The sequence below is a fragment of the Rathayibacter tritici genome, from assembly GCF_002932875.1.
In the GTDB taxonomy this organism is placed as follows: domain Bacteria; phylum Actinomycetota; class Actinomycetes; order Actinomycetales; family Microbacteriaceae; genus Rathayibacter; species Rathayibacter tritici.
Window position 1 is genome coordinate 1 of sequence record NZ_PSWS01000041.1, and the last position, 22,400, is coordinate 22,400.

Consider the following 22,400-nt stretch of genomic DNA (forward strand, 5'->3'; position numbering starts at 1 on the left):
ACCCCCTCCTCCCGCCCGAGCGCCGCACGACAGGAACGAGCACCCATGACGCTGTCCACTCCTCAGACCGCTTACGCCTCTGCCAAACTTCAGGGCACCGGAGTGGGGCGCGGGTTGGCCCTCGGGCCGGTCCTGCGCATGCCGGAGCCGCTTCCCGAGCCCGAGGACACCGCCAGCACCCGCAGCGTCGCGCAGGAGGAGGAACGCGCCGTCTCCTCGCTCTCCGCCACCGCTGCGACCATTCGGCACCGCGGCGAGCGCGCCGGCGGTTCGGCAAAGGATGTGCTCGATGCCCAGGCGCTGATGGCCGAGGACCCGTCCCTCGCGGACGACGTCAAGGCGCGGATCGCCGGCGGGAAGACTGCGGAGCGCGCGGTGCACGAGGCCTTCGCCGGTTTCCGTGATCTGCTCGTCGCGATGGGCGGCTACATGGCCGAGCGCGCGACCGATCTCGACGACGTCTCGCAGCGCGTCGTCGCGCACTTGCGCGGGGTCGCCGCTCCCGGTGTTCCGGAGTCCGACGAGCCGTTCGTGCTCGTCGCCCGCGACCTCGCTCCGGCCGACACGGCCCTGCTCGACCTGGACAAGGTGCTCGGCCTGATCACCAGCGACGGCGGCCCCACCTCGCACACGGCGATCCTCGCCCGCGAGAAGTCGATCACCGCCATCGTCGGCACCACCGGCGCTCTTGACCTGCGCGACGGCCAGCTCGTCATCCTCGACGCCACCTCCGGCGTCGTGACCGTGAACCCCTCCGACGCCGAGATCGGCGCGGCGAAGTCCTCGATTGCCGAGCGCGCCGAGATGCTCGCCGCCCCGGTCGTCCCGGGGGCGCTGGCGGACGGCCACGCCGTGCCGCTGCTCGCGAACCTCGGCTCGGCCGACGGCGCCGAGAACGCCGTCGAGCTGGGAGCGGAAGGGGTGGGCCTCTTCCGCACCGAGTTCCTCTTCCTCGACGCGAAGCAGGCACCGACGGTCGCTGAGCAGGCAGAGCAGTACACGCGCCTGCTCGCGGCGTTCCCGGGTCGCAAAGTGGTCGTCCGCGCCCTCGATGCGGGCGCCGACAAACCGCTCAGCTTCCTCAACGACGACCACGAGGAGAATCCGGCGCTCGGGCTCCGCGGACTGCGCGCACTGCGCGCTAGCGAGCAGATTCTCCGCGACCAGCTCACCGCGCTGGCTCAGGCCGACGCCGCGACCGATGCTGATCTCTGGGTGATGGCGCCGATGGTCGCGACCGTCGATGAGACCCGTTACTTCACCTCGATGGCGCGGGAACTCGGCATCCGCACCGCCGGCGTGATGGTGGAGGTGCCCTCCTCCGCTCTGCTCGCCGACCGGATCCTCGGAGTCGCCGATTTCGCCTCGATCGGCACCAACGACCTGACGCAGTACACGCTCGCCGCCGACCGCATGCTCGGCACGGTCTCGGCGTTCCAGGACCCGTGGCACCCGGCCGTCCTCCGCCTCGTCGGAGAAGTCGGCCGCGCGGGAGCGGCACTGGGCAAGCCCGTCGGAATCTGCGGCGAGGCCGCCGCCGACCCGCTGCTCGCTGTGGTCCTCGTCGGCCTCGGCGCGACGACCCTCTCGATGTCGCCGTCGGCCCTCGCCGACGTCCGCGCTGAGCTGGCCGAGCACACCTTCGACGACGCGAAACGGTACGCGGAGCTCGCTCTCGCGGCCGACAGCGCCGCCGACGCCCGCTCCGCGGTCACCGAGGCGATCGCCGCTTCCTGACCGCGGATCACCAGACCCACCCCCCTGCACCACCCCGCCATTCGGGAGCCGGGCCGCCTCAGGAGCGTCCCGGTCGCCCACCCCTAGAAATCGGAGAAACACCACATGACAACGACGTCAGCGACGTCGACGCGCGGTGGAGCGCGCGTCCACGTCCAGCGCTTCGGCACCTTCCTCTCGGGAATGGTCATGCCGAACATCGCGGCCTTCATCGCCTGGGGCTTCATCACGGCCCTCTTCATCCAGACCGGATGGCTCCCGCTGCTCGGTATCGACGCCACCTGGGTCCAGCAGTTCGGCGGCTGGAGCACAGACCCCGACGTGGTCAACACCGGCCTCGTCGCCCCGATGATCACCTACCTCCTTCCGCTGCTCATCGCGAACACCGGTGGCCGGATGGTGTACGGCGCCCGCGGAGGCGTGGTCGGCACGATCGCGACCATGGGCGTCATCGTCGGCGCCGGCATCCCGATGTTCATCGGCGCCATGATCATGGGCCCGCTGTCGGCGTGGCTGATGAAGAAGGTCGACTCGATCTGGGACGGCAAGATCAAGCCCGGCTTCGAGATGCTGGTCAACAACTTCTCCGCCGGAATCCTCGGCCTGATCCTCGCGCTGCTCGCCTTCGCAGGCGTCGCTCCGCTCGTCGTCGGCCTCTCGACCGCGCTCGGAGCGGGCGTGGAGTTCTTGGTCAACGCGGGCCTGCTCCCGCTGACCTCGCTCTTCATCGAGCCGGCGAAGATCCTCTTCCTCAACAACGCCATCAACCACGGCATTCTCACCCCGCTCGGTGTGCAGCAGGCTGAGGAGGCGGGCAAGTCCTACCTCTTCCTCCTCGAGGCCAACCCCGGCCCCGGCATGGGCGTGCTCCTGGCCTTCGCGTTCTTCGGTGTGGGCGCCGCACGCGCCTCGGCTCCCGGCGCAGCGATCATCCACTTCATCGGCGGCATCCACGAGATCTACTTCCCGTACGTGCTGATGAAGCCGGCCCTGCTCGCGGCGGTCATCCTCGGTGGTGCCACCGGTGTCGCGACGAACGTCGCGTTCAACTCCGGCCTGCGCGCCCCCGCCTCGCCCGGCTCGATCATCGCGGTGCTGTTGCAGACTGCGAACGACAGCTTCCTCGGCGTGATCCTCTCGGTGATTCTCGCGACCGCCGTGTCCTTCCTGGTGGCCTCGGTCATCATCCGGGCCGGCCGCAAGCGCGACCTCACCGCGGAGGAGGAGGGCGACGACAAGCTCGCCGCCGCGGTCGCCGCGAACGAGGCCAACAAGGGCAAGGAGAGCGCCGTCGGCTCGCTCATCAACGCTCGCGGCGCGAACGCCCCGCAGGACTCCTCCGGCGCCTCGACCGCGGGGGCCACGGCCACTGCGACCCAGGTCCGCAGCATCGTTTTCGCCTGCGACGCCGGAATGGGCTCCTCCGCGATGGGTGCCTCCGTGCTGCGGAACAAAATGAAGAAGGCGGGCTACGAGGACGTCACGGTCACCAACAAGGCGATCGCCGCTCTCGAGGACGACGTGGACCTGGTCATCACTCAGGCCGAGCTCACGGAGCGCGCCCGCCAGCGCACCCCGGGCGCGATCCACGTCTCCGTCGACAACTTCATGAACAGCCCGAAGTACGACGAGGTCGTCTCGCTGGTCGCGGAGCAGCACGGCAAGTAGTACGCCACCAACTCGGAGGGAGCCCGTAGGGTGCGACAGAGCGGATACGCTCCGCTCGCCCCTGCGGGTTCCCTCGCTGTCAGCACCTCCACGGAAGGACGCACCCCATGAGCGACGTGCTCACCATCGGACAGATCGACGCCTCCGGCACCGCAACCACGAAGGAGGCCGCCATCAAGGAAGCCGCCGACATGCTGGTCGGCGTCGGCGCCGTCACCCCCGCCTACTACGAGGCCATGCTCGCCCGCGAGGCGACCGTCTCCACCTACATGGGCAACCTGCTCGCCATCCCGCACGGCACCAACGATGCGAAGGACGAAATCCGCTCCTCCGCCCTCTCGTTCGTGCGCTATGCGCAGCCGATCGACTGGGACGGCAACGAGGTGCGCTTCGTCGTCGGCATCGCCGGCGTCGACAACGAGCACCTCGAGATCCTCTCCAAGATCGCGATCATCTTCTCGGGGGAGGACGAGGTGCAGAAGCTCCTCGATGCCCCCGACGCGCAGTCGCTCTACAGCCTGCTCGGCGAGGTCAACTCCTGATGCCCACCGCTATCCACTTCGGTGCAGGCAACATCGGGCGCGGTTTCGTCGGCCTGATCCTGCACGGCGCCGGCTACGAGATCGCCTTCGCCGACGTCAACTCGGAGCTGATCGGGCGCCTCGCTGCTGCCGACAGCTACGAGGTGCACGAGGTGGGGGAGGAGGCAGCCACCCACGTCGTCGACCGCTTCCGCGCCATCGACTCGGCCGCCGAGGAGGAGGCGCTTATCCGCGAGATCGCGGCCGCCGACATCGTCACGACCGCCGTCGGCCCGAACATCCTCCGCTTCGTCGCTCCCGTGATCGCGAAGGGCCTCGCTGCGCGGGACGAGTCGGCGCCGCGCGTCGCCGTGATGGCGTGCGAGAACGCGATCAACGCGACCCGCCTGCTCCAGACCGAGGTCGCCGCGAACCTCGGCGCCGACGAGTGGGAGCGCTTGCGCACCCGTGCCGTCTTCGCCGACACGGCAGTCGACCGGATCGTGCCGAACCAGGATGCGGGTCAGGGCCTGGACGTGACGGTCGAGAGCTTCTTCGAGTGGGTCATCGACCGCACGCCGTTCGAGGGTGCTGAGCCGGAGCTGCCGGGCGCGACCTATGTCGACGACCTGGAGCCCTTCATCGAGCGCAAGCTCTTCACGGTCAACACCGGGCACGCGACGGCCGCCTACGTCGGCTTCGCGGCGGGGGCGCACAAGCTCTCTGACGCGCTCGCTCTGCCGGAGGTGCACGACGCGGTGAAAGCGGCGCTCGAGGACACGAAGGCGCTGATCGTGGCGAAGCACGGCTTCAGTGACGAGGAGCAGCAGGCCTACCTCGAGAAGACCCTGAAGCGCTTCGCGAACCCTTACCTGACCGACACCGTCGACCGGGTGGGGCGCCAGCCGCTGCGGAAGCTCTCGCGGCACGAGCGTTTCATCGGGCCTGCCGCCGAACTCGCGGAGCGCGGGCGGGTCCCTCACGGACTGTTGACGGCGATCGGCGCAGCGCTGCGGTTCGACGTGCCGGAGGACCCGCAGAGCGTGGAGCTGCACGAGAAGCTGGCCGCGCTCTCGCCGGAGGAGTTCGTCGCCGACGTCACGGGACTTGCTGCGGAGCACCCGCTCTTCGAGCAGGTCGTCGCGGTCGTGCGGGGCTGAACCGACCGACGAGCGCAGGAGGTCGCCGGTGCGGCGGAGACCTCCTGCGCTCACCACTGCCACAACTCCGTGCCCGACCGCTGAGTGAGGCCTCCTCCGCTGAGTGAGGCCTCCTCTCTAGGCCTCATCTGACGAGGAACGTCACCTAGAAGAGATGCCAGCGGGTGAGCGGCCAGGCAACGGCGAAGACGCGTCCGGCAACCCGGTCGATCGGCACCGTCTTCACGCAGGAGTCGATGGGGCCGAGCGACGTGCGGCAGGCCCCCAGCGAGTCGTTCGAGTTGGAGCGGTGATCACCGAGGACGAACAATGAGCCCTCGGGGACGGTGTACTCGGTGAAGCAGCGCTGCGACGCCGGGCTCGTCGTGCAGTCGAGGGTGCCGGGAGCGAAAGGAAAATCCTCGAAGACGTAGGACTCGTCGAGCGGCTTCCCGTCGACCAGCACGTGGCCTTCGGCGTCACAGCAGGAGACCGTGTGGCCTCCCTCGGCGATCAGCCGCTTCACGAGGAACTCCTCGTGCGAGGGGCCGATGCTGGTGACATCGCCGAAGGTTTTCACGACCTCGGAGAGGGGGCTGCCGGCCTCGTCGCTCGCTCCCCACTCGGCGTCGCGGGAGAACACGACGATCTGCCCCTCCTGCGGACCGCCCTGGAGTGCGAGGGTGCGGTCGACCAGGATGCGGTCGCCGAAGAAGCCGCCGCCCTGGAGAGTGTTCTCCATCGAGCCGGTCGGCACCGTGTAGACCTTCACGAGGAAGGTCTGCACCAGCGCGATCAGCACGATCGCGGCCAGGATCGTCACCACTGGGTGCGAGTACCAGCGCCGGTTCCCGGTTGTGGACCTCGTCGTGCGCGCCATGTGCTCTCCCTCCGGCTCGACGGAGACAGCCTAGGCGGCGGCGCAGGCGTCGCTCGGCACGGGCGCGGCGTCGGCGCGGACGGGGGGCGCGTGGAGGCGCGCCCTGGCGAAGTGTCGGCGTCTGCGCAGGAGCGGCGCGACACGCCCGAGGTGGCGGAGCGGCGGGGATTCGCGTAGTATCGACCCTTGGTGTTTTGCGCGTGCTTCGGCATGCCCGCGGACCCCGATCCGGGCTCTCGCCCGGTGGTGGATCGTCGCGGAAACATTCGCACGACCAGTACACACACTACTTCCGAACGACAGTGAGGCTATGGCCAAAAAAGACGGTGTCATCGAAATCGAAGGTGCGGTTGTCGAGGCGCTCCCCAACGCGATGTTCCGCGTGGAGCTGACCAACGGACACAAAGTTCTCGCCCACATCTCGGGCAAGATGCGTCAGCACTACATCCGGATCCTCCCCGAGGACCGCGTGATCGTGGAGCTGAGCCCTTACGACCTGACCCGCGGCAGGATCGTCTACCGGTACAAGTAGGCGTTCGCTCCGCTGACGTTCGCGACGTGCGTGTCCTGTAAGGAACGGCCCCGGTATCCACCGGGAGCACGACGCCAGCGATATCAAGGACAGAAACAATGAAGGTCAACCCCAGCGTCAAGCGCATCTGCGATCACTGCAAGATCATCCGCCGCCACGGCAACGTGATGGTCATCTGCAGCAGCAACCCCCGCCACAAGCAGCGCCAGGGCTAACCCCGCTGCTTCCGCGAGGGAGCGGAGGGGCGGTACGCCGCCCCCACTGCACAACTGAATACACCTGCAGCACCAGAAATCGCGCAGCACCCCGGCTCGGCCGGGGTGGACGGCGAGGACACCTTCGGTCGGAGGCCGAGGCACCGGTGCTGCTTCACACCTCCACTCACTCACAGGAGAAGCCACAATGGCACGTCTGGCAGGAGTAGACATCCCGCGCGAGAAGCGCGTGGAGGTCGCACTGACCTACATCTACGGTGTCGGCCGCACTCGCGCGCTGAAGACCCTGAGCGACACCGGGATCGACGGCAACATCCGCGTCAAGGACCTCAGCGACGACCAGCTCGTCTCGCTCCGCGACTACATCGAGGGCAACTACAAGGTGGAGGGAGACCTCCGCCGCGAGGTCGCCGCCGACATCCGCCGCAAGGTCGAGATCGGCTCGTACGAGGGCCTGCGCCACCGTCGCGGCCTCCCGGTCCGTGGACAGCGCACCAAGACGAACGCGCGCACCCGCAAGGGACCCAAGCGCACCGTCGCCGGCAAGAAGAAGGCCGGCCGCAAGTAACGCGGGCGACACGGACCTAGAGGAGATACAGAATTGGCTACCCCCAAGTCGGCCGCGCGCAAGCCGCGCCGCAAGGAGAAGAAGAACATCGCTGTGGGCCAGGCCCACATCAAGTCGACGTTCAACAACACCATCGTCTCGATCACCGACCCCTCCGGGGCGGTCATCAGCTGGGCCTCGTCCGGTGGAGTCGGCTTCAAGGGCTCGCGCAAGTCGACGCCGTTCGCGGCTCAGCTCGCCGCCGAGTCGGCCGCGCGCCAGGCTCAGGAGCACGGCATGAAGAAGGTGGACGTCTTCGTGAAGGGCCCGGGCTCGGGTCGTGAGACCGCGATCCGCTCGCTCCAGGCCGCAGGCCTCGAGGTCGGGTCGATCAACGACGTCACCCCGCAGGCGCATAACGGCTGCCGCCCCCCGAAGCGTCGTCGCGTCTAAGCAGCACTCGCAGCCGTCGGTCGGCCGCACGGACCGCCTCCGGGCGGCGAGTGGGGTCGGCCGGCGGATCCCGCATTTCTTTCACAACTCCACACCTCGCAAACGCACGTGTCATATAGCGGACACGTGATCGAAAGGAATCATCAGTGCTTATCGCACAGCGTCCGACGCTCACCGAGGAGAACATCTCGGAGTTCCGTTCCCGCTTCGTCATCGAGCCCCTCGAGCCCGGCTTCGGCTACACGCTCGGCAACTCGATGCGTCGCACCCTGCTGTCCTCCATCCCCGGCGCCGCTGTCACCAGCATCCGGATCGACGGAGTCCTGCACGAGTTCACGACCGTCCCGGGCGTCCGCGAGGACGTCACCGAGATCATCCTGAATATCAAGGGACTCGTCGTTTCCTCCGAGCACGACGAGCCGATCACCGCCTACCTGCGCAAGCAGGGCGCCGGCCAGGTCACCGCCGCGGACATCTCGGCTCCGGCCGGTGTCGAGATCCACAACCCGGAACTCGTCATCGCCACGTTGAACGACAAGGCGAAGTTCGAGCTGGAGCTCACGATCGAGCGCGGCCGGGGCTACGTCTCAGCGACTCAGAACCGTAGCGAGTTCTCCGAGGCCGGCCAGATCCCGGTCGACTCGATCTACTCGCCCGTGCTGAAGGTCACCTACCGTGTCGAGGCCACCCGCGCCGGCGAGCGCACCGACTTCGATCGCCTGGTCGTCGACGTGGAGACGAAGCCGGCGATCTCGCCGCGCGACGCCATCGCCTCCGCCGGTCGCACGCTGACCGAGCTGTTCGGTCTCGCCCGCGAGCTGAACAACGCGGCCGAGGGCATCGAGATCGGCCCCGCGCCGGTCGACGCGGTCCTTTCGACTGAGCTGTCGATGCCCATCGAGGACCTCGACCTCTCGGTGCGCAGCTACAACTGCCTCAAGCGCGAGGGCATCAACAACGTCAATGAGCTCGTCGCCCTCTCGGAGACGCAGCTCATGAACATCCGCAACTTCGGTCAGAAGTCGGTGGATGAGGTCAAGGAGAAGCTGACGGAGCTCGGCCTGTCGCTCAAGGACTCGGTCCCCGGGTTCGACGGCGCCCACTTCTACAGCTACGACGACGAGAGCATCTAGGTCCTCCGCCCCGGAGCCTCCGGCTCCTCGCGTCCGACCTGCTGACACCCCTTTAGTACTGGAGTAAACCCATGCCCAAGCCCACCAAGGGCCCCCGCCTCGGAGGCGGTCCCGCACACGAGCGTCTGCTCCTCGCGAACCTGGCCGCGGCCCTGTTCACGCACAAGAGCATCAAGACGACCGAGACGAAGGCCAAGCGCCTGCGTCCGCTCGCCGAGCGCCTGGTCACCTTCGCCAAGCGCGGCGACCTGCACGCCCGCCGTCGCGTTCTCGCGACCATCGGCGACAAGTCCGTCGTCCACGAGCTCTTCACCGAGATCGCTCCGCTCGTTGCCGAGCGCGAGGGCGGGTACACCCGCATCACCAAGATCGGGCCCCGCAAGGGCGACAACGCGCCGATGGCCGTGATCGAGCTCGTCCTCGAGCCCGTCACCCCCAAGGCGAAGAAGTCGCGCACCACCACGGCGCCCGTGTCCGCTCCGGTGGATGAGGCGCCCGTCGAGGAGGCCACCGCCGAGGAGACCACCGCCGAGGAGACCACCGTCGAGGAGGCGCCCGTGCAGGACGCTCCCGCCGAGGTCGCCCCGGTCGAGGAGACCGGCACGTCCAAGTAGTCACGTTCGCCGTCGCGAGCCCTCCGTCCTCGCCAGGACGGAGGGCTCGCGTCGTTCCCGGGCGGGCGGAGTGGCGCGAATCGTCGTCTACGATGGCACGGCCGTGCTCGTCGAGCACGGCGGCGCTACGGCCGGCGTTTCCGGCGTCCGCCCCGACGACCCTTGGAGGACTTCTGTGCGACTGCGTTCGTCGGCCGCCGCGGCGATTCTGGCCCTGGCCCTCGCAGCCGACGTCAGCGGATGCGCGTCCGGCGCCGTGATCGACATCCCCGACTCGGCGGTCAGCGCGAGCGCGACGAACGTCCCGCCCGCGACCTCCGCGCCGGCGACGGCGGAGCAGGACGTGGACTGCGCAGGTGCTCTCGCCGCGACGGCCATCGAGCAGGACACCGGCCTGCCTGCGGGTTCCGTGGTGCTCGCCGCCGCGGGCGACACCTGCTCCTACGCCCTGGCCGGCAACGACTCCGCCGTCGTGCTGACCCTGCACCGCGGTCCGCTCCTGGAGACGTTCACGGGAGCGGGCGAGGCGGCCGGCGCCGTTCCCGTCTCCCTCGGAACGGCCGCCTACTGGCTGCCGGGCCTCGCGCCCGCTCCGTCCGAGCTGGCCGTGCTCGCCGGTGGCTGGGAGCTGCGGATCGTTTCCTCCGTCGGTGAGCAGGCGACGCTGGTCGACTGGGCGGTCTCGGCTCTGGCGAGCGTCGGCGTGCCGCTCGCCGTCGCCTGAGCCGTTTCCCGGCCTCGCCCTAGACTCATTTGATGCTCCACCGCGTCCGCCTCGACCTGGCCTACGACGGCTCGCAGTTCTCCGGCTGGGCCAAGCAGCCCGGCCTGCGCACTGTGCAGGGGGTGCTCGAGGAGTCGCTCGCGCTGGTGCTGCGCTCCGAGGAGCGCCCGACCGTGACCGTCGCGGGGCGCACCGACGTCGGGGTGCACGCCAGTGCCCAGGTCGCCCACGTCGACCTCACTCCCGAGCAGTGGGGCCGCATCAGCGGCGGACGGCGAAGGCCCGGGGAGCAGCCGCTCCCACCCGCGTCGATCCTGGAGCGGCGCCTCCGCGGGATCCTGGGCCAGTACACCGACGTCTCGGTGCACCGGGTGACCGAGGCGCCGGATGGGTTCGACGCGCGGTTCTCGGCGCGGTGGCGCCGCTATGAGTATCGCCTGGCCGACGCTACCTCGATGCGCCATCCGCTCGAGCGCGGCTACACGACCTGGATCACCGACTCTCTCGATCTGGATGCGATGGCGGCCGCGGCGCACTCGCTCCTGGGCCTGCACGACTACGCCTCCTTCTGCCGCGCGAGGGAGGGCGCTACCACGATCCGGAGCCTGCTCGACTTCAGCTGGGAACGCGACGCCGACGGCGTCCTGCACGCGCACCTGCGCGCCGATGCCTTCTGTCACAGCATGGTGCGGGCCCTGGTGGGTGCCTGCGTCGCTGTGGGCGCCGGGAAGCTCGACGGGGGAGCGGTGCCGCTGGTGCGCGACGCGGCCCGGCGGACCAACGCGTTCGCCGTGATGCCGGCCCGGGGCCTCATCCTGCGCGAGGTCGACTACCCTGAGGACGCCTCGCTGGCCGATCGCGCTCGACTCACACGAGCCAAGCGCACCGTGCAGACCGAGGGACCCGACAGGGAGGACACGGAATGATCCAGTGGCGCACGGCTGTTCGTCGACGCTCGAGGCCGCTGGCCGTCGCCGCGGTGGTGCTCCTGCTCGCGGGCTGTTCATCCACCACGATCGACGTCCCGCGCGACGCGCAGGTGGACATTCCCACACCGACCGCTGCGGAGCAGACGTCGACGACCGATCCCGCTGCCGAGCCCGCCGTGACGCCGACCGCTCCCGTTCTCGTCGACGAGGCACTCGACTGCGCCGCGGTCCTGCCGCTGGACACGATCACCGCAGCGCTCGAGCTGCCGCCGGGCTTCGTGACCGACTCCGCCCTGACCGGATCCTGCGCGTGGACAATAGCGGGCAACTCCACCGCGCTGACCCTGAGTTCGTCCTCCGGAGCCACGGCCGCTTCTCTGGTGGAACAGGAGCAGGCGGGTGCCACCGAGCCGGTCGACCTCGGCGACCAGGCGCTGTACCGGGCGGGAGATGCGTCGACGGACCCGGCCGCGACGGTGGTCGTGCTCGAGGGCACGCGCCTGGTCACCCTCCGCTCGTTCGTCGGCGACCAGGCGTCGCTGGTGGGGCTCGCGGAGTCGGCGCTCGCGGCTATCGGCTGACCCGGTGGTCATCGCACCGGCCGCCCGCCGGATCCGTGCTTGGCCGGACAGAGGCTTTGCTGTAATGTCGACCCTTGGTGTTTTCGGCCATGTACCGAGCGCCCGAAGTTGAGCCCTCCACCGGTTCGGTTCGCCCCCTCGCGGGGCGAACGGCCACGGAGCGGGATTCACGAACACCTCACTCCGACCAGAAAGCAGCACTCACGTGACTCGCACTTTTTCTCCGAAGCCGGCTGACGTCCAGCACGACTGGATCGTCATCGACGCGTCCGACGTCGTGCTCGGCCGTCTCGCCACTCACGCCGCTGCGCTTCTGCGCGGCAAGCACAAGGCCACCTTTGCGCCCCACATGGACATGGGTGACTTCGTCATCATCGTCAACGCGGAGAAGGTCGCCCTCACGGGCCAGAAGCTCCTGCAGAAGAAGGCCTACCGCCACTCCGGCTACCCGGGCGGCCTCTCGGCCACCACCTACGCCGAGCTCCTCGAGAAGAACCCGGTTCGCGCCGTCGAGAAGGCCATCCGCGGCATGCTCCCCAAGAACTCCCTCGGCCGCGCCCAGCTGCGCAAGCTGAAGGTCTACACGGGCCCCGAGCACCCCCACGCGGCCCAGCAGCCGCACGCGTACGCCTTCAACCAGGTCGCCCAGTAGGCTCCGGCCCTCCCCGACATCCCAGACTTCGAAGACAAAGGATCACCTACACCGTGGCGAAGATCGCAGACCAGATCGACGTGGCTCCCGAGAGCTACTCCACCGAAAGCCCGGCCACCGAGGCGTCCACGACGCCCCGCGCCGTCCTCAACGTCTCCGGCGCAGCCGTGGGCCGACGCAAGCAGGCCATCGCCCGCGTGCGTCTCGTTCCCGGCAACGGCGGCATGACCGTCAATGCCCGCGAATTCGCGGAGTACTTCCCCAACAAGCTGCACCAGCAGCTGATCACTGACCCCTTCACGGTGCTCGACCTCGTCGGCTCCTACGATGTGGTCGCCAAGATCACCGGCGGTGGCCCCTCCGGCCAGGCCGGCGCCCTCCGTCTTGCCATCGCCCGTGCGCTGAACGAGATCGACCGCGAGAACAACCGCGCGACCCTGAAGAAGGCGGGCTTCCTGACCCGCGACGCCCGCGTCATCGAGCGCAAGAAGGCCGGTCTCAAGAAGGCCCGCAAGGCGTCCCAGTTCTCGAAGCGCTAGTCGCCGCGGCCCCCGGGCCGCACGACCAGCAGCTCGAGAAGGGACTGCGCACCATGCCGCGCCTGTTCGGAACAGATGGCGTCCGTGGCCTTGCGAATCGCGAGGTCACGGCCGACCTGGCTCTCGGCCTCGCCCAGGCGGCCGCCCGTGTACTCGGTGCGGCCGCCCGGGCCGAGGGCCGTCGACCCGTCGCCGTGCTCGCCCGCGACCCCCGCATCTCCGGCCACTTCATCGGAGCCGCGGTCGCGGCGGGTCTCGCGAGCGCGGGTGTCGACGTGCTCGACGCCGGCGTCATCCCGACGCCCGCCACCGCCTACCTCATTGCCGACGAGAACGCCGACTTCGGCGTGATGATCTCGGCGTCGCACAACCCCGCCGCGGACAACGGCATCAAGTTCTTCGCCGCCGGCGGACGCAAGCTCCCGGACGAGCTCGAGAACCGCATCGAGGCGGCGCTCGGTGTCCCCCCGCTCACTCCGACCGGAGCCGACGTCGGCCGCATCACCCGCTTCTCCGACGCCGAGGACCGCTACGTCCTCCACCTGCTCGGCTCCCTCGAGGGCACCCGGCTGGACGGCCTGCACGTCGTCATCGACTGCGCACACGGCGCTGCCGCCGGCATCTCGCCGCAGGTGTTCACGGACGCCGGCGCCACCGTCACGGTGATCGGCAACGACCCCGACGGCCTCAACATCAACGACGGAGTGGGCTCCACCCACCTCGACACCGTCGCCGACGCCGTCCGCGGGGCTGGCGCCGATCTCGGCATCGCGCACGACGGCGACGCCGATCGCTGCCTCGCGGTGGACGCCCAGGGCCGCATCGTCGACGGCGACCAGATCATGGCGATCCTCGCGACCGCCCTGGCCCGGCGCGACGCGCTCCGCGACAATGTCCTCGTCGCCACGGTGATGAGCAACCTCGGCTTGAAGCTCGCCATGCGCGACGCCGGCATCCGCGTCATCGACACCGCGGTCGGCGACCGCTACGTGCTCGAAGCGATGAACGACGGCGGATATTCGCTCGGTGGAGAGCAGTCCGGCCACGTCATCATGAGCCGCTACGCCACTACCGGCGACGGAGTGCTCACCGGGCTTCAGCTCGCGGCCGAGATGGCCCGGACCGGACGCACGATCGCCGACCTCGCGGCCGTGATGGCCGTCTTCCCGCAGACGCTGATCAACGTGCGCGGAGTGGATCGCGAGGGCGTCCGGGACGACGCGGTCATCGCCTCCGCCGTGGCCGACGCCGAGACCGAGCTGGGCAGCGATGGACGGGTGCTGCTGCGCCCCTCCGGCACCGAGCGGATGGTGCGCGTGATGGTCGAGGCGAAGACCCAGGAGACGGCGGACCGCCTCGCGGAGTCGCTCGCGGCGGTCGTCCTCACGCAGCTGCGTTCCGCTGTCTAGAACGCCGGCCCGCCCGCCATTCTGCGGCCCGCGTCCCGGGATACGAGACCTTCGGCTCGTTGAAACGGGTTCGGCTCGCGAAATACGGGTAATCCGACGAGCCGACGGTGATTCTGCGAGCCGAACAGGTCGCGCACTGGGGGCGGGTCAGATTTTGCGGAGGAGGACGGAGGAGACGGTGTGGTCCGCCTGCTTGCGCAGGACGAGGCTCGCGCGGGAGCGGGTCGGGCGCACGTTCTGCACCAGGTTCGGCTCGTTGATCGCGGTCCAGATGCTCCGAGCCCGCTCCCGCGCCTCGTCGGGGGTCAGCGCCGCGTAGCGGTGGAAGTAGGAGTTCGGATTCGCGAAGGCACCCTGCTGCAGGGTGAGGAAGCGCTCCTCGTACCAGCGCGCGATGTCGCTGGTGCGGGCGTCGACGTAGACGGTGAAGTCGAACAGATCGCTCACCGCGAGCCCATGACCCGGCGCGGGCGGCTGCAGCACGTTCAAACCTTCGACGATCAGCACATCGGGGCGCCGCACGACGATCTCGGCGTCGGGGACGATGTCGTAAAAGAGGTGCGAGTAAAACGGCGCGCGCACCTCCGCCGCGCCGCCCTTCACCTCCGAGACGAAGCGCAGCAGCGCCCGCCGGTCGTACGACTCCGGGAAGCCCTTGCGGCTCATCAGGCCTCGGCGCTCGAGTTCGCGGTTGGGGAGGAGGAAGCCGTCGGTGGTCACCAGCTCGACGCGCGGCGTGTCCTCCCAGCGGGCGAGCAGCTCGCGCAGCAGGCGCGCGATCGTCGACTTGCCGACGGCGACCGAGCCGGCGACGCCGATCACGAACGGAGTCGGCCGCGCGCGCTCCCCGAGAAATGTGCTCGTCGCGCGATGCAGCTGACGAGCCCCTCCGGCGTAGAGGGTGAGGAGGCGGGAGAGCGGCAGGTAGACCTCGGCGACCTCCGCGAGGCTCAACCGGTCGCCCAGCCCCCGCAGCTGCACGACCTCGGTCTCGGTGAGCGGCAGCTCGGTGCTGCGGGCGAGCTCGGCCCAGTCCGAGCGGACGATCTCGACGAAGGGGGAGGGGTGCGCGTCGTGTGCGGGATCGCGAGGAGACGACGGCATGAGGACCTACCCTAGCGTCCGCCCCGCCGCGCGCCGGACACCGCGGGAGGCGCCTCCGCCCCGCTTAGAATCGAGCCCATGTGTGGAATCGTTGGATACGTCGGTGAGCGCGACAGCCTGGCCGTGCTGCTCGGGGGCTTGAAGCGTCTGGAGTACCGCGGCTACGACTCGGCCGGCGTGGCCGTGATCGACGCCGACGGACGGCTTGACAGCCGCAAACGCTCGGGCAAACTCAGCGTCCTGGTCGATGACCTCGAGGCGCACCCCCTGGCCGAGGGCACCACGGGCATCGGTCACACCCGCTGGGCGACGCACGGCGGTCCGACCGACCACAACGCGCATCCGCACCTCGCGGACGAGGGCAAGCTGGCCGTCATCCACAACGGCATCATCGAGAACTTCCAGCCGCTCAAGGAGGAGCTGCTCGCCGAGGGCGCGGTCTTCGAGAGCGAGACCGACACGGAGGTCGCCGCCCACCTGATCGCCCGCGAATACCGCCGCACCGGTGACCTCGTCCTCGCGTTCCAGGCCGTGGTCGCGCACCTGGAGGGCGCGTTCACGCTGCTCGCCCTCCACAGAGACCAGCCCGGCGTCGTCGTCGGCGCGCGGCGCAACTCTCCGCTCGTGATCGGCCTGGGCGACGGCGAGAACTTCCTCGGCTCGGACGTCGCTGCCTTCGTCGAGTTCACCCGTCGCGCGGTCGCGATCGGGCAGGACCAGATCGTCACCATCACCCCCGAGCTCGTCACGGTGACCGACTTCTTCGGCAACTCGGTCGAGACCGAGCCGTTCGAGATCGCCTGGGACGCCTCCGCGTCCGAGAAGGGCGGCTGGTCGAGCTTCATGGCCAAGGAGATCACCGAGGGCCCCGAGGCCGTCGCGAACACGCTCCGAGGGCGCATCCATGACGGCGCGATCACGCTGCCCGAGCTGGAGGCGCTCGACCCGGTACTCACCGAGATCGACCGCATTACCGTCATCGCCTGCGGGACGGCCGCCTACTCCGGCATGGTGGCGAAGTACGCGATCGAGAAGTGGGCCCGCGTCCCCGTCGAGGTCGAGCTCAGTCACGAGTTCCGCTACCGCGACCCGGTGCTCTCCCCGCGCACCCTCGTCATCTCGATCAGCCAGTCCGGCGAGACGATGGACACGCTGATGGCGGTCAAGTACGCCCGTGAGCACGGAGCGAAGACTCTCTCGGTCTGCAACACCCAGGGCGCGACGATCCCGCGCGAGTCGGACGCGGTGCTCTACACGCACGCGGGTCCGGAGGTGGCGGTCGCGTCGACCAAGGCCTTCGTCGCCCAGATCGCGGCGCTCTACCTCTTCGGACTGCACCTCGCCACTGTGCGCGGTGCCGCCTCCGCCGAGCTCGTCGCCTCGCAGGCGGCCCAGCTCGCGGCGATCCCGGAGAAGCTGTCCCGGGTGCTCGACGCCTCCGACGACATCGCCCAGCTGGCCGGCTGGATGGCCGACACCCGCGCGGTGCTGTTCCTCGGCCGCCACGTCGGCTACCCGGTGGCGCTCGAGGGTGCGCTGAAGCTCAAGGAGCTCGCTTACATCCACGCCGAGGGCTTCGCGGCGGGCGAGCTCAAGCACGGGCCGATCGCGCTGATCGAGCCGGGCCAGGTCGTCTTTGTGATCGTGCCGAGCCCGAGCGAGTCGTATGAGCTGCAGCGCAAGGTGATCTCGAACATCCAGGAGATCAAGGCTCGCGGCGCCCGCGTCATCGCGATCGCGGAGCAGGGCGACACAGCCGCGATCCAGATCGCCGACGAGGTCGTGCCGATCCCGCTCGCCGACCCGCTGTTCGAGCCGCTGCTCGCCGTCACTCCGCTGCAGATGTTCGCGATGGAGCTCGCGAGTGCTAAGGGGCTCGACGTCGACCAGCCGCGCAACCTCGCCAAATCGGTCACGGTCGAGTGATCGCGCTGTGATCGTGGGGATCGGAGTGGACGTCGTGGACCTTGCGCGCTTTGAGCGCTCGTTGGCGCGCACGCCCCGCCTCCGCGATCGCTTGTTCGCCGAGAGCGAACGCCCGCTCCCCGTCGCGTCGTTGGCCGGCCGCTTCGCCGCGAAGGAGGCGCTGATCAAGGCGCTCGGCGACTCCGCGGGCGCGCGCTGGCACGACATGGTCATCGAGCGCGACGAGCACGGTAATCCCTCCTTCGCTCTGCACGGCCCGGCCCGCGCGGCCGCCGATGCGCGCGGGATCACCCGGCTGCACCTCTCGATGACACACGACGCGGGCGTGGCATGCGCGTTCGTGGTGGCCGAGTCGTGAGGGTGGCCGATTCATGAGGACGCCGCTGTCGTACCGCGAGGCGCTGATCGACGTCGACGCGATGGCCGCCAACGCCGCACGCCTGCGCCAGGTCTCCGGCGCCCGTCGCCTGATGGCGGTGGTCAAGGCGAACGGCTACGGGCACGGCGCCGTCGCGGCGGCGCAGGCGGCGCTCGACGGAGGAGCGGATGCGCTGGGCACCGCGGAGCTGCGCGAGGCCGTCGCCCTGCGCGAGGCCGGCATCGTCGCTCCGCTGCTCTGCTGGCTGCACGACCCCGGCGAGGACTTCGACGCGGCGCTCGAGCACTCGATCGACGTCGCCGTCTCCTCCGTGGATCAGCTCGACGCCCTCGCGCAGGCCGCCGAGGACCGCGGTGTGCGCGCCGCCGTGCAGCTCAAGGTCGACACCGGCCTCAGCCGCAACGGCGCTCCGGAGCAGGAGTGGCCGCGGCTGGCGGACGCGCTCGCCCGCTACAGCGCGCGCGGCACCCTGCACCTCACCGGGCTGTTCTCGCACCTCTCGAACTCCTCCCGCGAGGACGACCTCGCGCAGCTCGTGCTGCTTCGTCGCGCCGAAGCGCTCCTCGACGCGCACGGCGTGCAGGCGCCGGTCGTCCATCTCGCGGCGACCGCGGCGGCACTGCGGATCCCGGAGCTGCGGCTTGACATGGTGCGCACCGGCATCGGGCTCTACGGGCTCTCGCCGTTCGAGGACGAGACCTCCCTCCAGCTCGGGCTCGTCCCGGCGATGACACTGCAGGGCCGGATCGCAGGCGTCCGCCGCGTGCCTCACGGGACCGGTGTCAGCTACGACTACACCTGGCGTACTGAGGGCGAGACGACGCTCGCGCTTGTGCCGTTCGGTTACGCCGACGGCATCCCGCGGAGTGCCTCCGGCGTGGCCGAGGTCGCGATCGGCGGCCGCCGCCACCGAATCGCGGGGCGCGTGGCGATGGACCAGTTCGTCGTCGACGTGGGCGACGCGTCGGTCGCGTCGGGCGACCCGGTGACGCTCTGGGGCGACCCGAGCACCGGTGTCCCCTCGGTCGACGAGTGGGCGCGCTGGTGCGGCACCATCAACTACGAGCTGGTCACCCGGCTCGGGCCGCGTGTCCAGCGGCGGCTGCTGCCCGCGGCGGACGGCCGTGCCTGAGCGCACTCGGTTTGCGGACCGGACCGTCCAGGTCGCGGATCCGGAGGCAATGGCGGAGCTCGGCCGGGAGCTCGGCCGGGTGCTGCGCGCCGGCGATCTGCTGGTGCTGACAGGTCCGCTCGGGGCGGGCAAGACCACGTTCACCCGGGGACTGGGCGAGGGCCTGGGCGTGCGCGGGCCGGTGACCAGCCCCACCTTCGTGATCGCCCGCACCCACCCATCGCTGCACGGCGGGCCGCCGCTCGTGCACGTCGACGCCTACCGCGTCGGCTCGCCGGTCGAGCTCGACGACCTCGATCTCGACCTGGCGCACTCGGTCGTCGTGGTGGAGTGGGGTGCCGGGATGCTCGACGGCGTCGCGGAGTCGTGGCTCGACGTGGTCATCGAGCGGCCGACCGCAGGCTCCGACGCCGAAGAGGTTGAGGAGGGCGAGGAGGGCGAGGAGCCGGTGGAGCCGCGCACCGTCCGCTTCCGCGGCACCGGCTGGAGCTGAGCCCGCGGGTACCCTGGACGCGTGCTCCTCGCGATCGACACCTCCTCCGGAACCTCCGTCGCCGTCGTCGACGCCGCGGGCCAGGTGCGCTCCGAGCGCACCGAAGTCGACACGATGCGTCACGCCGAGGTCATCGGCCGCCTGATCCAGGAGGCGCTCGAGGCGGCCGGAGTCGCGCCGGGCGAGATCGATGCTGTCGCGGTCGGCATGGGTCCGGGCCCTTTCACCGGCCTCCGGGTCGGGATCGCCGCCGCCCGCGCCTTCGCGCTCGGCCGTGGTGTGCCCACCCTCCCCGTGGTCTCGCACGATGCGATCGCGCTCGCCGCGCTGAGGGAGGGTCGCGCCGCCGGGTTCCTCGTCGTGACCGATGCCCGCCGCCGCGAGCTGTACTGGAGTGCCTACGACGGTCTCGACGAGCAGGGCCTCCCCGTCCGCCTCGCCGGTCCCGGGTTGGACAAGCCGCCCGCCCTCCCGCATCCGGAGCTTCCGCGCCTGGAGGCCGAGTCGGTCTCGGCCGCCGAACTCGGAGTCGTCGCCGCTCGGCTGCGCGCGGCAGGCCGCACCGGCGCCGCCGACGAGCCCCTCTACCTCCGCTCGCCGGACGTCACGCTGTCGGCTGGCCCCAAGCGGGTGAGCGCATGAGCGAGGCCGTACTCCGCGAAGCGCAGGCGGACGACCTCGACGCCGTCATGGCGATCGAGGAGTCGGAATTCACCGGCGACGCCTGGTCGCGCGGGATGATGGCGGAGGAGATCCGGAGCCGCCACACGCGGTACCTGGTCGCCGAGCGCGACGGCGAGGTGGTCGGCTACGCCGGGCTCCTCTGCCCCGTCGGCGCCCACGAGGGCGACGTGCAGACCATCGCGGTCATCGCCTCCGTGCGCCGCACCGGGCTCGGCCGCCGCCTGCTCCGTGCGCTGCTCGACGCGGCCCGCGAGCGCGGTGCCCGCGAGGTCTTCCTCGAGGTCCGGGCCGACAACCCCGCCGCTCAGACCCTCTACCGCTCGGAGGCCTTCGAGGAGATCGGCGTCCGCCCGGGTTACTACCAGCCCGACGGAGTGGACGCGATCGTGATGCGCCTGCCCCTCGCCGTCACCCAGGAGACCCTGTGAGCACCGGACCCCTCGTCCTCGGGATCGAGACCAGCTGCGACGAGACCGGCATCGGCATCGTCCGCGGCACAACCCTGCTCGCCAACACGATCGCCTCCTCGATGGAAGAGCACGCCCGCTACGGCGGCGTCGTGCCGGAGGTCGCCGCCCGCGCGCACCTGGAGGCGCTCGAGCCCGCGCTGCACGCCGCGCTCGCCGAGGCCGGGGTCGCGCTCACCGACCTCGACGCGATCGCGGTCACCAGCGGACCGGGCCTCTCGGGCGCCCTGATGGTCGGCGTCGGAGCCGCGAAGGCGCTCGCCGTCTCGCTCGGTCTGCCGCTCTACGCGGTGAATCATCTCGTCGGTCATGTTGGAGCCGACGTGCTCCGCGCCGATGGGAGCGAGGGCAGCCCGGTCGAGGTGCCCACGATCGCGCTGCTGGTCTCGGGCGGGCACACCTCGCTCCTGCACGTGCGCGATCTGGTTTCGGACGTCGAGCTCCTCGGCGAGACCATCGACGATGCGGCGGGCGAGGCCTTCGACAAGGTGGCGCGCGTGCTTGGCCTGCCCTACCCGGGCGGTCCGCAGATCGACCGGGTCGCGGCCGGTGGTGACCCGAGGGCCATCCGCTTCCCCCGCGGGCTCAGCCTGCCGAAGGATCTGGAGCGTCATCGCTACGACTTCTCGTTCTCCGGGCTCAAGACGGCGGTCGCCCGCTGGGTCGAGAAGCGCCAGGACGCGGGGGAGGAGGTGCCCGTGGCCGACGTCGCGGCGAGTTTCCGCGAGGCGGTCGCGGACGTCCTGCTCACGAAGGCGCTCGCCGTGTGCCGCGACCGGGGCGTGCCGCGCCTCCTGCTCGGCGGTGGCGTCGTCGCCAACGCGCGGGTCCGGGCGCTGGCGGAGGAGCGCTGCGCGGCGGCGGGAGTGACCCTGCGGATCCCGGCGCTCTCGCTCTGCACCGACAACGGAGCGATGATCGCTGCCCTGGCGGCGCAGTTGATCGAGGCAGGCCATCCGCCATCGGGGCTCGGCTTCGGTGCCGACTCGACCCTTCCGGTGACCGAGATCCAGGTCCGCTGAGAGCACGCCTGAGCGGTGACCCACCTACGCAAGCGACGTCCCAGCGTTTTGACAGGCGGAGCACACCACTGCCACTCTGGGCCGCGTCCGCTCATTCCTGACCCTGGGGGATCCCATGACCACTCCGTACACGCCCGCGTCCGATCGCTACAACATCCTGGCGGTCGTCGGCTTCATCGCCTCGTTCTTCGTCTCCCTCGTCGGTATCGTGCTGGGCTTCATCGCCCTGTCGCAGATCAAGCGCACCGGGGAGAAGGGGCGTGGCCTCGCTCTCGCTGCCGTCATCATTGGCTTCGCCGCCATCATCATCTCCATCATCGCGTTCGTCGTGTTCTTCTCGATCGCGGCGACGATTCCCGCCACCGGGTACTGATCGACCGGCCCCGGGGGCACCAGCACCGCCAGGAGGACACCGTGACCGACGACACCGCGCCCACACCGCCGCCCGCGCCGTTCCCGCCTCCTCTCGGCGAGCCGTCGGCGGCCTCCCCGCCGCCACCGGCTGCCGCCGACCCCTACCCGGGACTCCCGTCCCACCGGCCGCCGATGAACGCGCTGGCGATCGCTGCGCTGGTCTGTGCTCTCCTGGGCCTGGCCCCGGCTGCGATCGTGCTGGGTCACGTCGGTTTCGCCCAGGCCGGGCGCTCCGGCCAGCGGGGCAGAGGCCTGGCCGTCGCCGGCTTCGTGCTCGGCTACCTCGCGCTCATCCTCGCTGTGATCGCGTCGATCGCCTGGACCGCCTTCGTCGGCGACTTGCGCGACGGCGGCTACCTGCCCGCCTGATCCGGCGAACGTCCCCCGCCGCTCGCTCGGGCGCTGGCTAGACTCGCGCCATGAGCGACGACAGCACCCGTCCCAGCCCCGGCTCCGACGACCCGCACAGCTCCGTCCCGGTCCCGCCCATCCCCCCGGTCCCGCCC

At 70.2% G+C, this 22,400-nt stretch carries 27 protein-coding genes; 25 read left to right on the forward strand and 2 right to left on the reverse strand.

Annotation, left to right across the window (positions count from 1 at the left end; genetic code table 11):
* Positions 1–138 precede the first annotated feature (138 nt).
* The 4 genes from ptsP (at position 139) to C5D07_RS06540 (ending at position 5,086) form a co-directional block, all read left to right on the forward strand.
* Positions 139–1,737, forward strand: a complete 1,599-nt coding sequence (ptsP, locus tag C5D07_RS06525; protein ID WP_068256936.1) for a phosphoenolpyruvate--protein phosphotransferase — start codon at positions 139–141, stop codon at positions 1,735–1,737.
* Positions 1,738–1,842: 105 nt separating this feature from the next.
* A complete protein-coding gene (locus C5D07_RS06530; protein WP_068251500.1) occupies positions 1,843–3,405 on the forward strand; it encodes a PTS mannitol transporter subunit IIBC in 1,563 nt (520 codons plus the stop codon).
* 107 nt (positions 3,406–3,512) lie between these two features.
* Entirely contained in the window at positions 3,513–3,947 is a 435-nt protein-coding gene (locus C5D07_RS06535) for a PTS mannitol transporter subunit IIA (protein WP_104258982.1), read from the forward strand.
* Entirely contained in the window at positions 3,947–5,086 is a 1,140-nt protein-coding gene (locus C5D07_RS06540; protein WP_104258983.1) for a mannitol-1-phosphate 5-dehydrogenase, read from the forward strand. The genes C5D07_RS06535 and C5D07_RS06540 overlap by 1 nt, the downstream gene beginning before the upstream one ends.
* 145 nt (positions 5,087–5,231) lie before the next feature.
* Here the strand turns inward: C5D07_RS06540 and lepB are convergent, their stop codons facing one another.
* The gene (lepB, locus tag C5D07_RS06545; RefSeq protein ID WP_104258984.1) at positions 5,232–5,945 is read right to left on the reverse strand and encodes a signal peptidase I; all 714 of its coding nucleotides are present in this window, start codon (positions 5,943–5,945) and stop codon (positions 5,232–5,234) included.
* Between the two features lie 310 nt (positions 5,946–6,255).
* Between lepB and infA the strand changes: the two genes are divergently transcribed.
* From infA to glmM, 12 genes are all read left to right on the forward strand, one after another.
* Positions 6,256–6,477, forward strand: coding sequence for a translation initiation factor IF-1 (infA, locus tag C5D07_RS06550; protein ID WP_022883252.1), 222 nt, complete (start codon positions 6,256–6,258; stop codon positions 6,475–6,477).
* Positions 6,478–6,575: 98 nt separating this feature from the next.
* The gene (rpmJ, locus tag C5D07_RS06555) at positions 6,576–6,692 is read left to right on the forward strand and encodes a 50S ribosomal protein L36 (protein WP_055787164.1); all 117 of its coding nucleotides are present in this window, start codon (positions 6,576–6,578) and stop codon (positions 6,690–6,692) included.
* A gap of 187 nt (positions 6,693–6,879) precedes the next feature.
* Entirely contained in the window at positions 6,880–7,260 is a 381-nt protein-coding gene (rpsM, locus tag C5D07_RS06560) for a 30S ribosomal protein S13 (protein WP_068251511.1), read from the forward strand.
* A gap of 33 nt (positions 7,261–7,293) precedes the next feature.
* A complete protein-coding gene (gene rpsK / locus C5D07_RS06565; RefSeq protein WP_055787170.1) occupies positions 7,294–7,692 on the forward strand; it encodes a 30S ribosomal protein S11 in 399 nt (132 codons plus the stop codon).
* A gap of 146 nt (positions 7,693–7,838) precedes the next feature.
* The gene (locus tag C5D07_RS06570) at positions 7,839–8,825 is read left to right on the forward strand and encodes a DNA-directed RNA polymerase subunit alpha (RefSeq protein ID WP_068251515.1); all 987 of its coding nucleotides are present in this window, start codon (positions 7,839–7,841) and stop codon (positions 8,823–8,825) included.
* Positions 8,826–8,896: 71 nt separating this feature from the next.
* Complete coding sequence (rplQ, locus tag C5D07_RS06575; protein ID WP_068251518.1) at positions 8,897–9,439, forward strand: 50S ribosomal protein L17; 543 nt, start codon at positions 8,897–8,899, stop codon at positions 9,437–9,439.
* Positions 9,440–9,614: 175 nt separating this feature from the next.
* Entirely contained in the window at positions 9,615–10,163 is a 549-nt protein-coding gene (locus C5D07_RS06580) for a hypothetical protein (protein ID WP_146076783.1), read from the forward strand.
* 32 nt (positions 10,164–10,195) lie between these two features.
* A complete protein-coding gene (locus tag C5D07_RS06585; RefSeq protein ID WP_104258985.1) occupies positions 10,196–11,089 on the forward strand; it encodes a tRNA pseudouridine synthase A in 894 nt (297 codons plus the stop codon).
* Positions 11,086–11,673: a hypothetical protein gene (locus C5D07_RS06590; protein ID WP_104258986.1), complete on the forward strand. Its 588-nt coding sequence runs from the start codon at positions 11,086–11,088 to the stop codon at positions 11,671–11,673. The genes C5D07_RS06585 and C5D07_RS06590 overlap by 4 nt, the downstream gene beginning before the upstream one ends.
* A gap of 205 nt (positions 11,674–11,878) precedes the next feature.
* Positions 11,879–12,325: a 50S ribosomal protein L13 gene (gene rplM, locus C5D07_RS06595; protein WP_104258987.1), complete on the forward strand. Its 447-nt coding sequence runs from the start codon at positions 11,879–11,881 to the stop codon at positions 12,323–12,325.
* A 53-nt stretch (positions 12,326–12,378) separates the two neighbouring features.
* Positions 12,379–12,864 (forward strand): 30S ribosomal protein S9, encoded by a 486-nt coding sequence (rpsI, locus tag C5D07_RS06600; RefSeq protein ID WP_068251532.1) that lies wholly within the window; start codon positions 12,379–12,381, stop codon positions 12,862–12,864.
* 53 nt (positions 12,865–12,917) lie between these two features.
* Positions 12,918–14,273 carry a phosphoglucosamine mutase gene (gene glmM, locus C5D07_RS06605; protein WP_068251535.1) on the forward strand — a complete coding sequence of 452 codons (1,356 nt, stop codon included), beginning with the start codon at positions 12,918–12,920 and terminating at the stop codon, positions 14,271–14,273.
* Between the two features lie 147 nt (positions 14,274–14,420).
* On the opposite strand, the gene coaA is transcribed toward glmM, so the two are convergent.
* A complete protein-coding gene (coaA, locus tag C5D07_RS06610) occupies positions 14,421–15,377 on the reverse strand; it encodes a type I pantothenate kinase (RefSeq protein ID WP_068251538.1) in 957 nt (318 codons plus the stop codon).
* 78 nt (positions 15,378–15,455) lie between these two features.
* Between coaA and glmS the strand changes: the two genes are divergently transcribed.
* The 9 genes from glmS to C5D07_RS15950 all read left to right on the forward strand — a co-directional run bounded on the left by glmS (position 15,456) and on the right by C5D07_RS15950 (position 22,263).
* Positions 15,456–17,303 carry a glutamine--fructose-6-phosphate transaminase (isomerizing) gene (gene glmS / locus C5D07_RS06615; RefSeq protein ID WP_104258988.1) on the forward strand — a complete coding sequence of 616 codons (1,848 nt, stop codon included), beginning with the start codon at positions 15,456–15,458 and terminating at the stop codon, positions 17,301–17,303.
* Positions 17,304–17,310: 7 nt separating this feature from the next.
* Positions 17,311–17,661 (forward strand): holo-ACP synthase, encoded by a 351-nt coding sequence (locus tag C5D07_RS06620; RefSeq protein ID WP_068251544.1) that lies wholly within the window; start codon positions 17,311–17,313, stop codon positions 17,659–17,661.
* 13 nt (positions 17,662–17,674) lie between these two features.
* Complete coding sequence (gene alr, locus C5D07_RS06625) at positions 17,675–18,814, forward strand: alanine racemase (RefSeq protein WP_068251547.1); 1,140 nt, start codon at positions 17,675–17,677, stop codon at positions 18,812–18,814.
* 49 nt (positions 18,815–18,863) lie between these two features.
* Positions 18,864–19,307 carry a tRNA (adenosine(37)-N6)-threonylcarbamoyltransferase complex ATPase subunit type 1 TsaE gene (gene tsaE, locus C5D07_RS06630; protein WP_104258989.1) on the forward strand — a complete coding sequence of 148 codons (444 nt, stop codon included), beginning with the start codon at positions 18,864–18,866 and terminating at the stop codon, positions 19,305–19,307.
* A 21-nt stretch (positions 19,308–19,328) separates the two neighbouring features.
* On the forward strand, positions 19,329–19,949 hold the full coding sequence (gene tsaB / locus C5D07_RS06635) for a tRNA (adenosine(37)-N6)-threonylcarbamoyltransferase complex dimerization subunit type 1 TsaB (protein ID WP_104258990.1): 621 nt from the start codon (positions 19,329–19,331) through the stop codon (positions 19,947–19,949).
* The gene (gene rimI / locus C5D07_RS06640) at positions 19,946–20,419 is read left to right on the forward strand and encodes a ribosomal protein S18-alanine N-acetyltransferase (RefSeq protein ID WP_068251555.1); all 474 of its coding nucleotides are present in this window, start codon (positions 19,946–19,948) and stop codon (positions 20,417–20,419) included. The genes tsaB and rimI overlap by 4 nt, the downstream gene beginning before the upstream one ends.
* On the forward strand, positions 20,416–21,480 hold the full coding sequence (gene tsaD / locus C5D07_RS06645; protein WP_068251558.1) for a tRNA (adenosine(37)-N6)-threonylcarbamoyltransferase complex transferase subunit TsaD: 1,065 nt from the start codon (positions 20,416–20,418) through the stop codon (positions 21,478–21,480). Before rimI ends, tsaD begins: the two co-directional genes overlap by 4 nt.
* Positions 21,481–21,595: 115 nt before the next feature.
* Entirely contained in the window at positions 21,596–21,853 is a 258-nt protein-coding gene (locus C5D07_RS06650) for a DUF4190 domain-containing protein (RefSeq protein ID WP_068251561.1), read from the forward strand.
* A 41-nt stretch (positions 21,854–21,894) separates the two neighbouring features.
* The gene (locus C5D07_RS15950) at positions 21,895–22,263 is read left to right on the forward strand and encodes a DUF4190 domain-containing protein (protein ID WP_068251564.1); all 369 of its coding nucleotides are present in this window, start codon (positions 21,895–21,897) and stop codon (positions 22,261–22,263) included.
* The last annotated feature ends 137 nt before the right edge of the window (positions 22,264–22,400 follow it).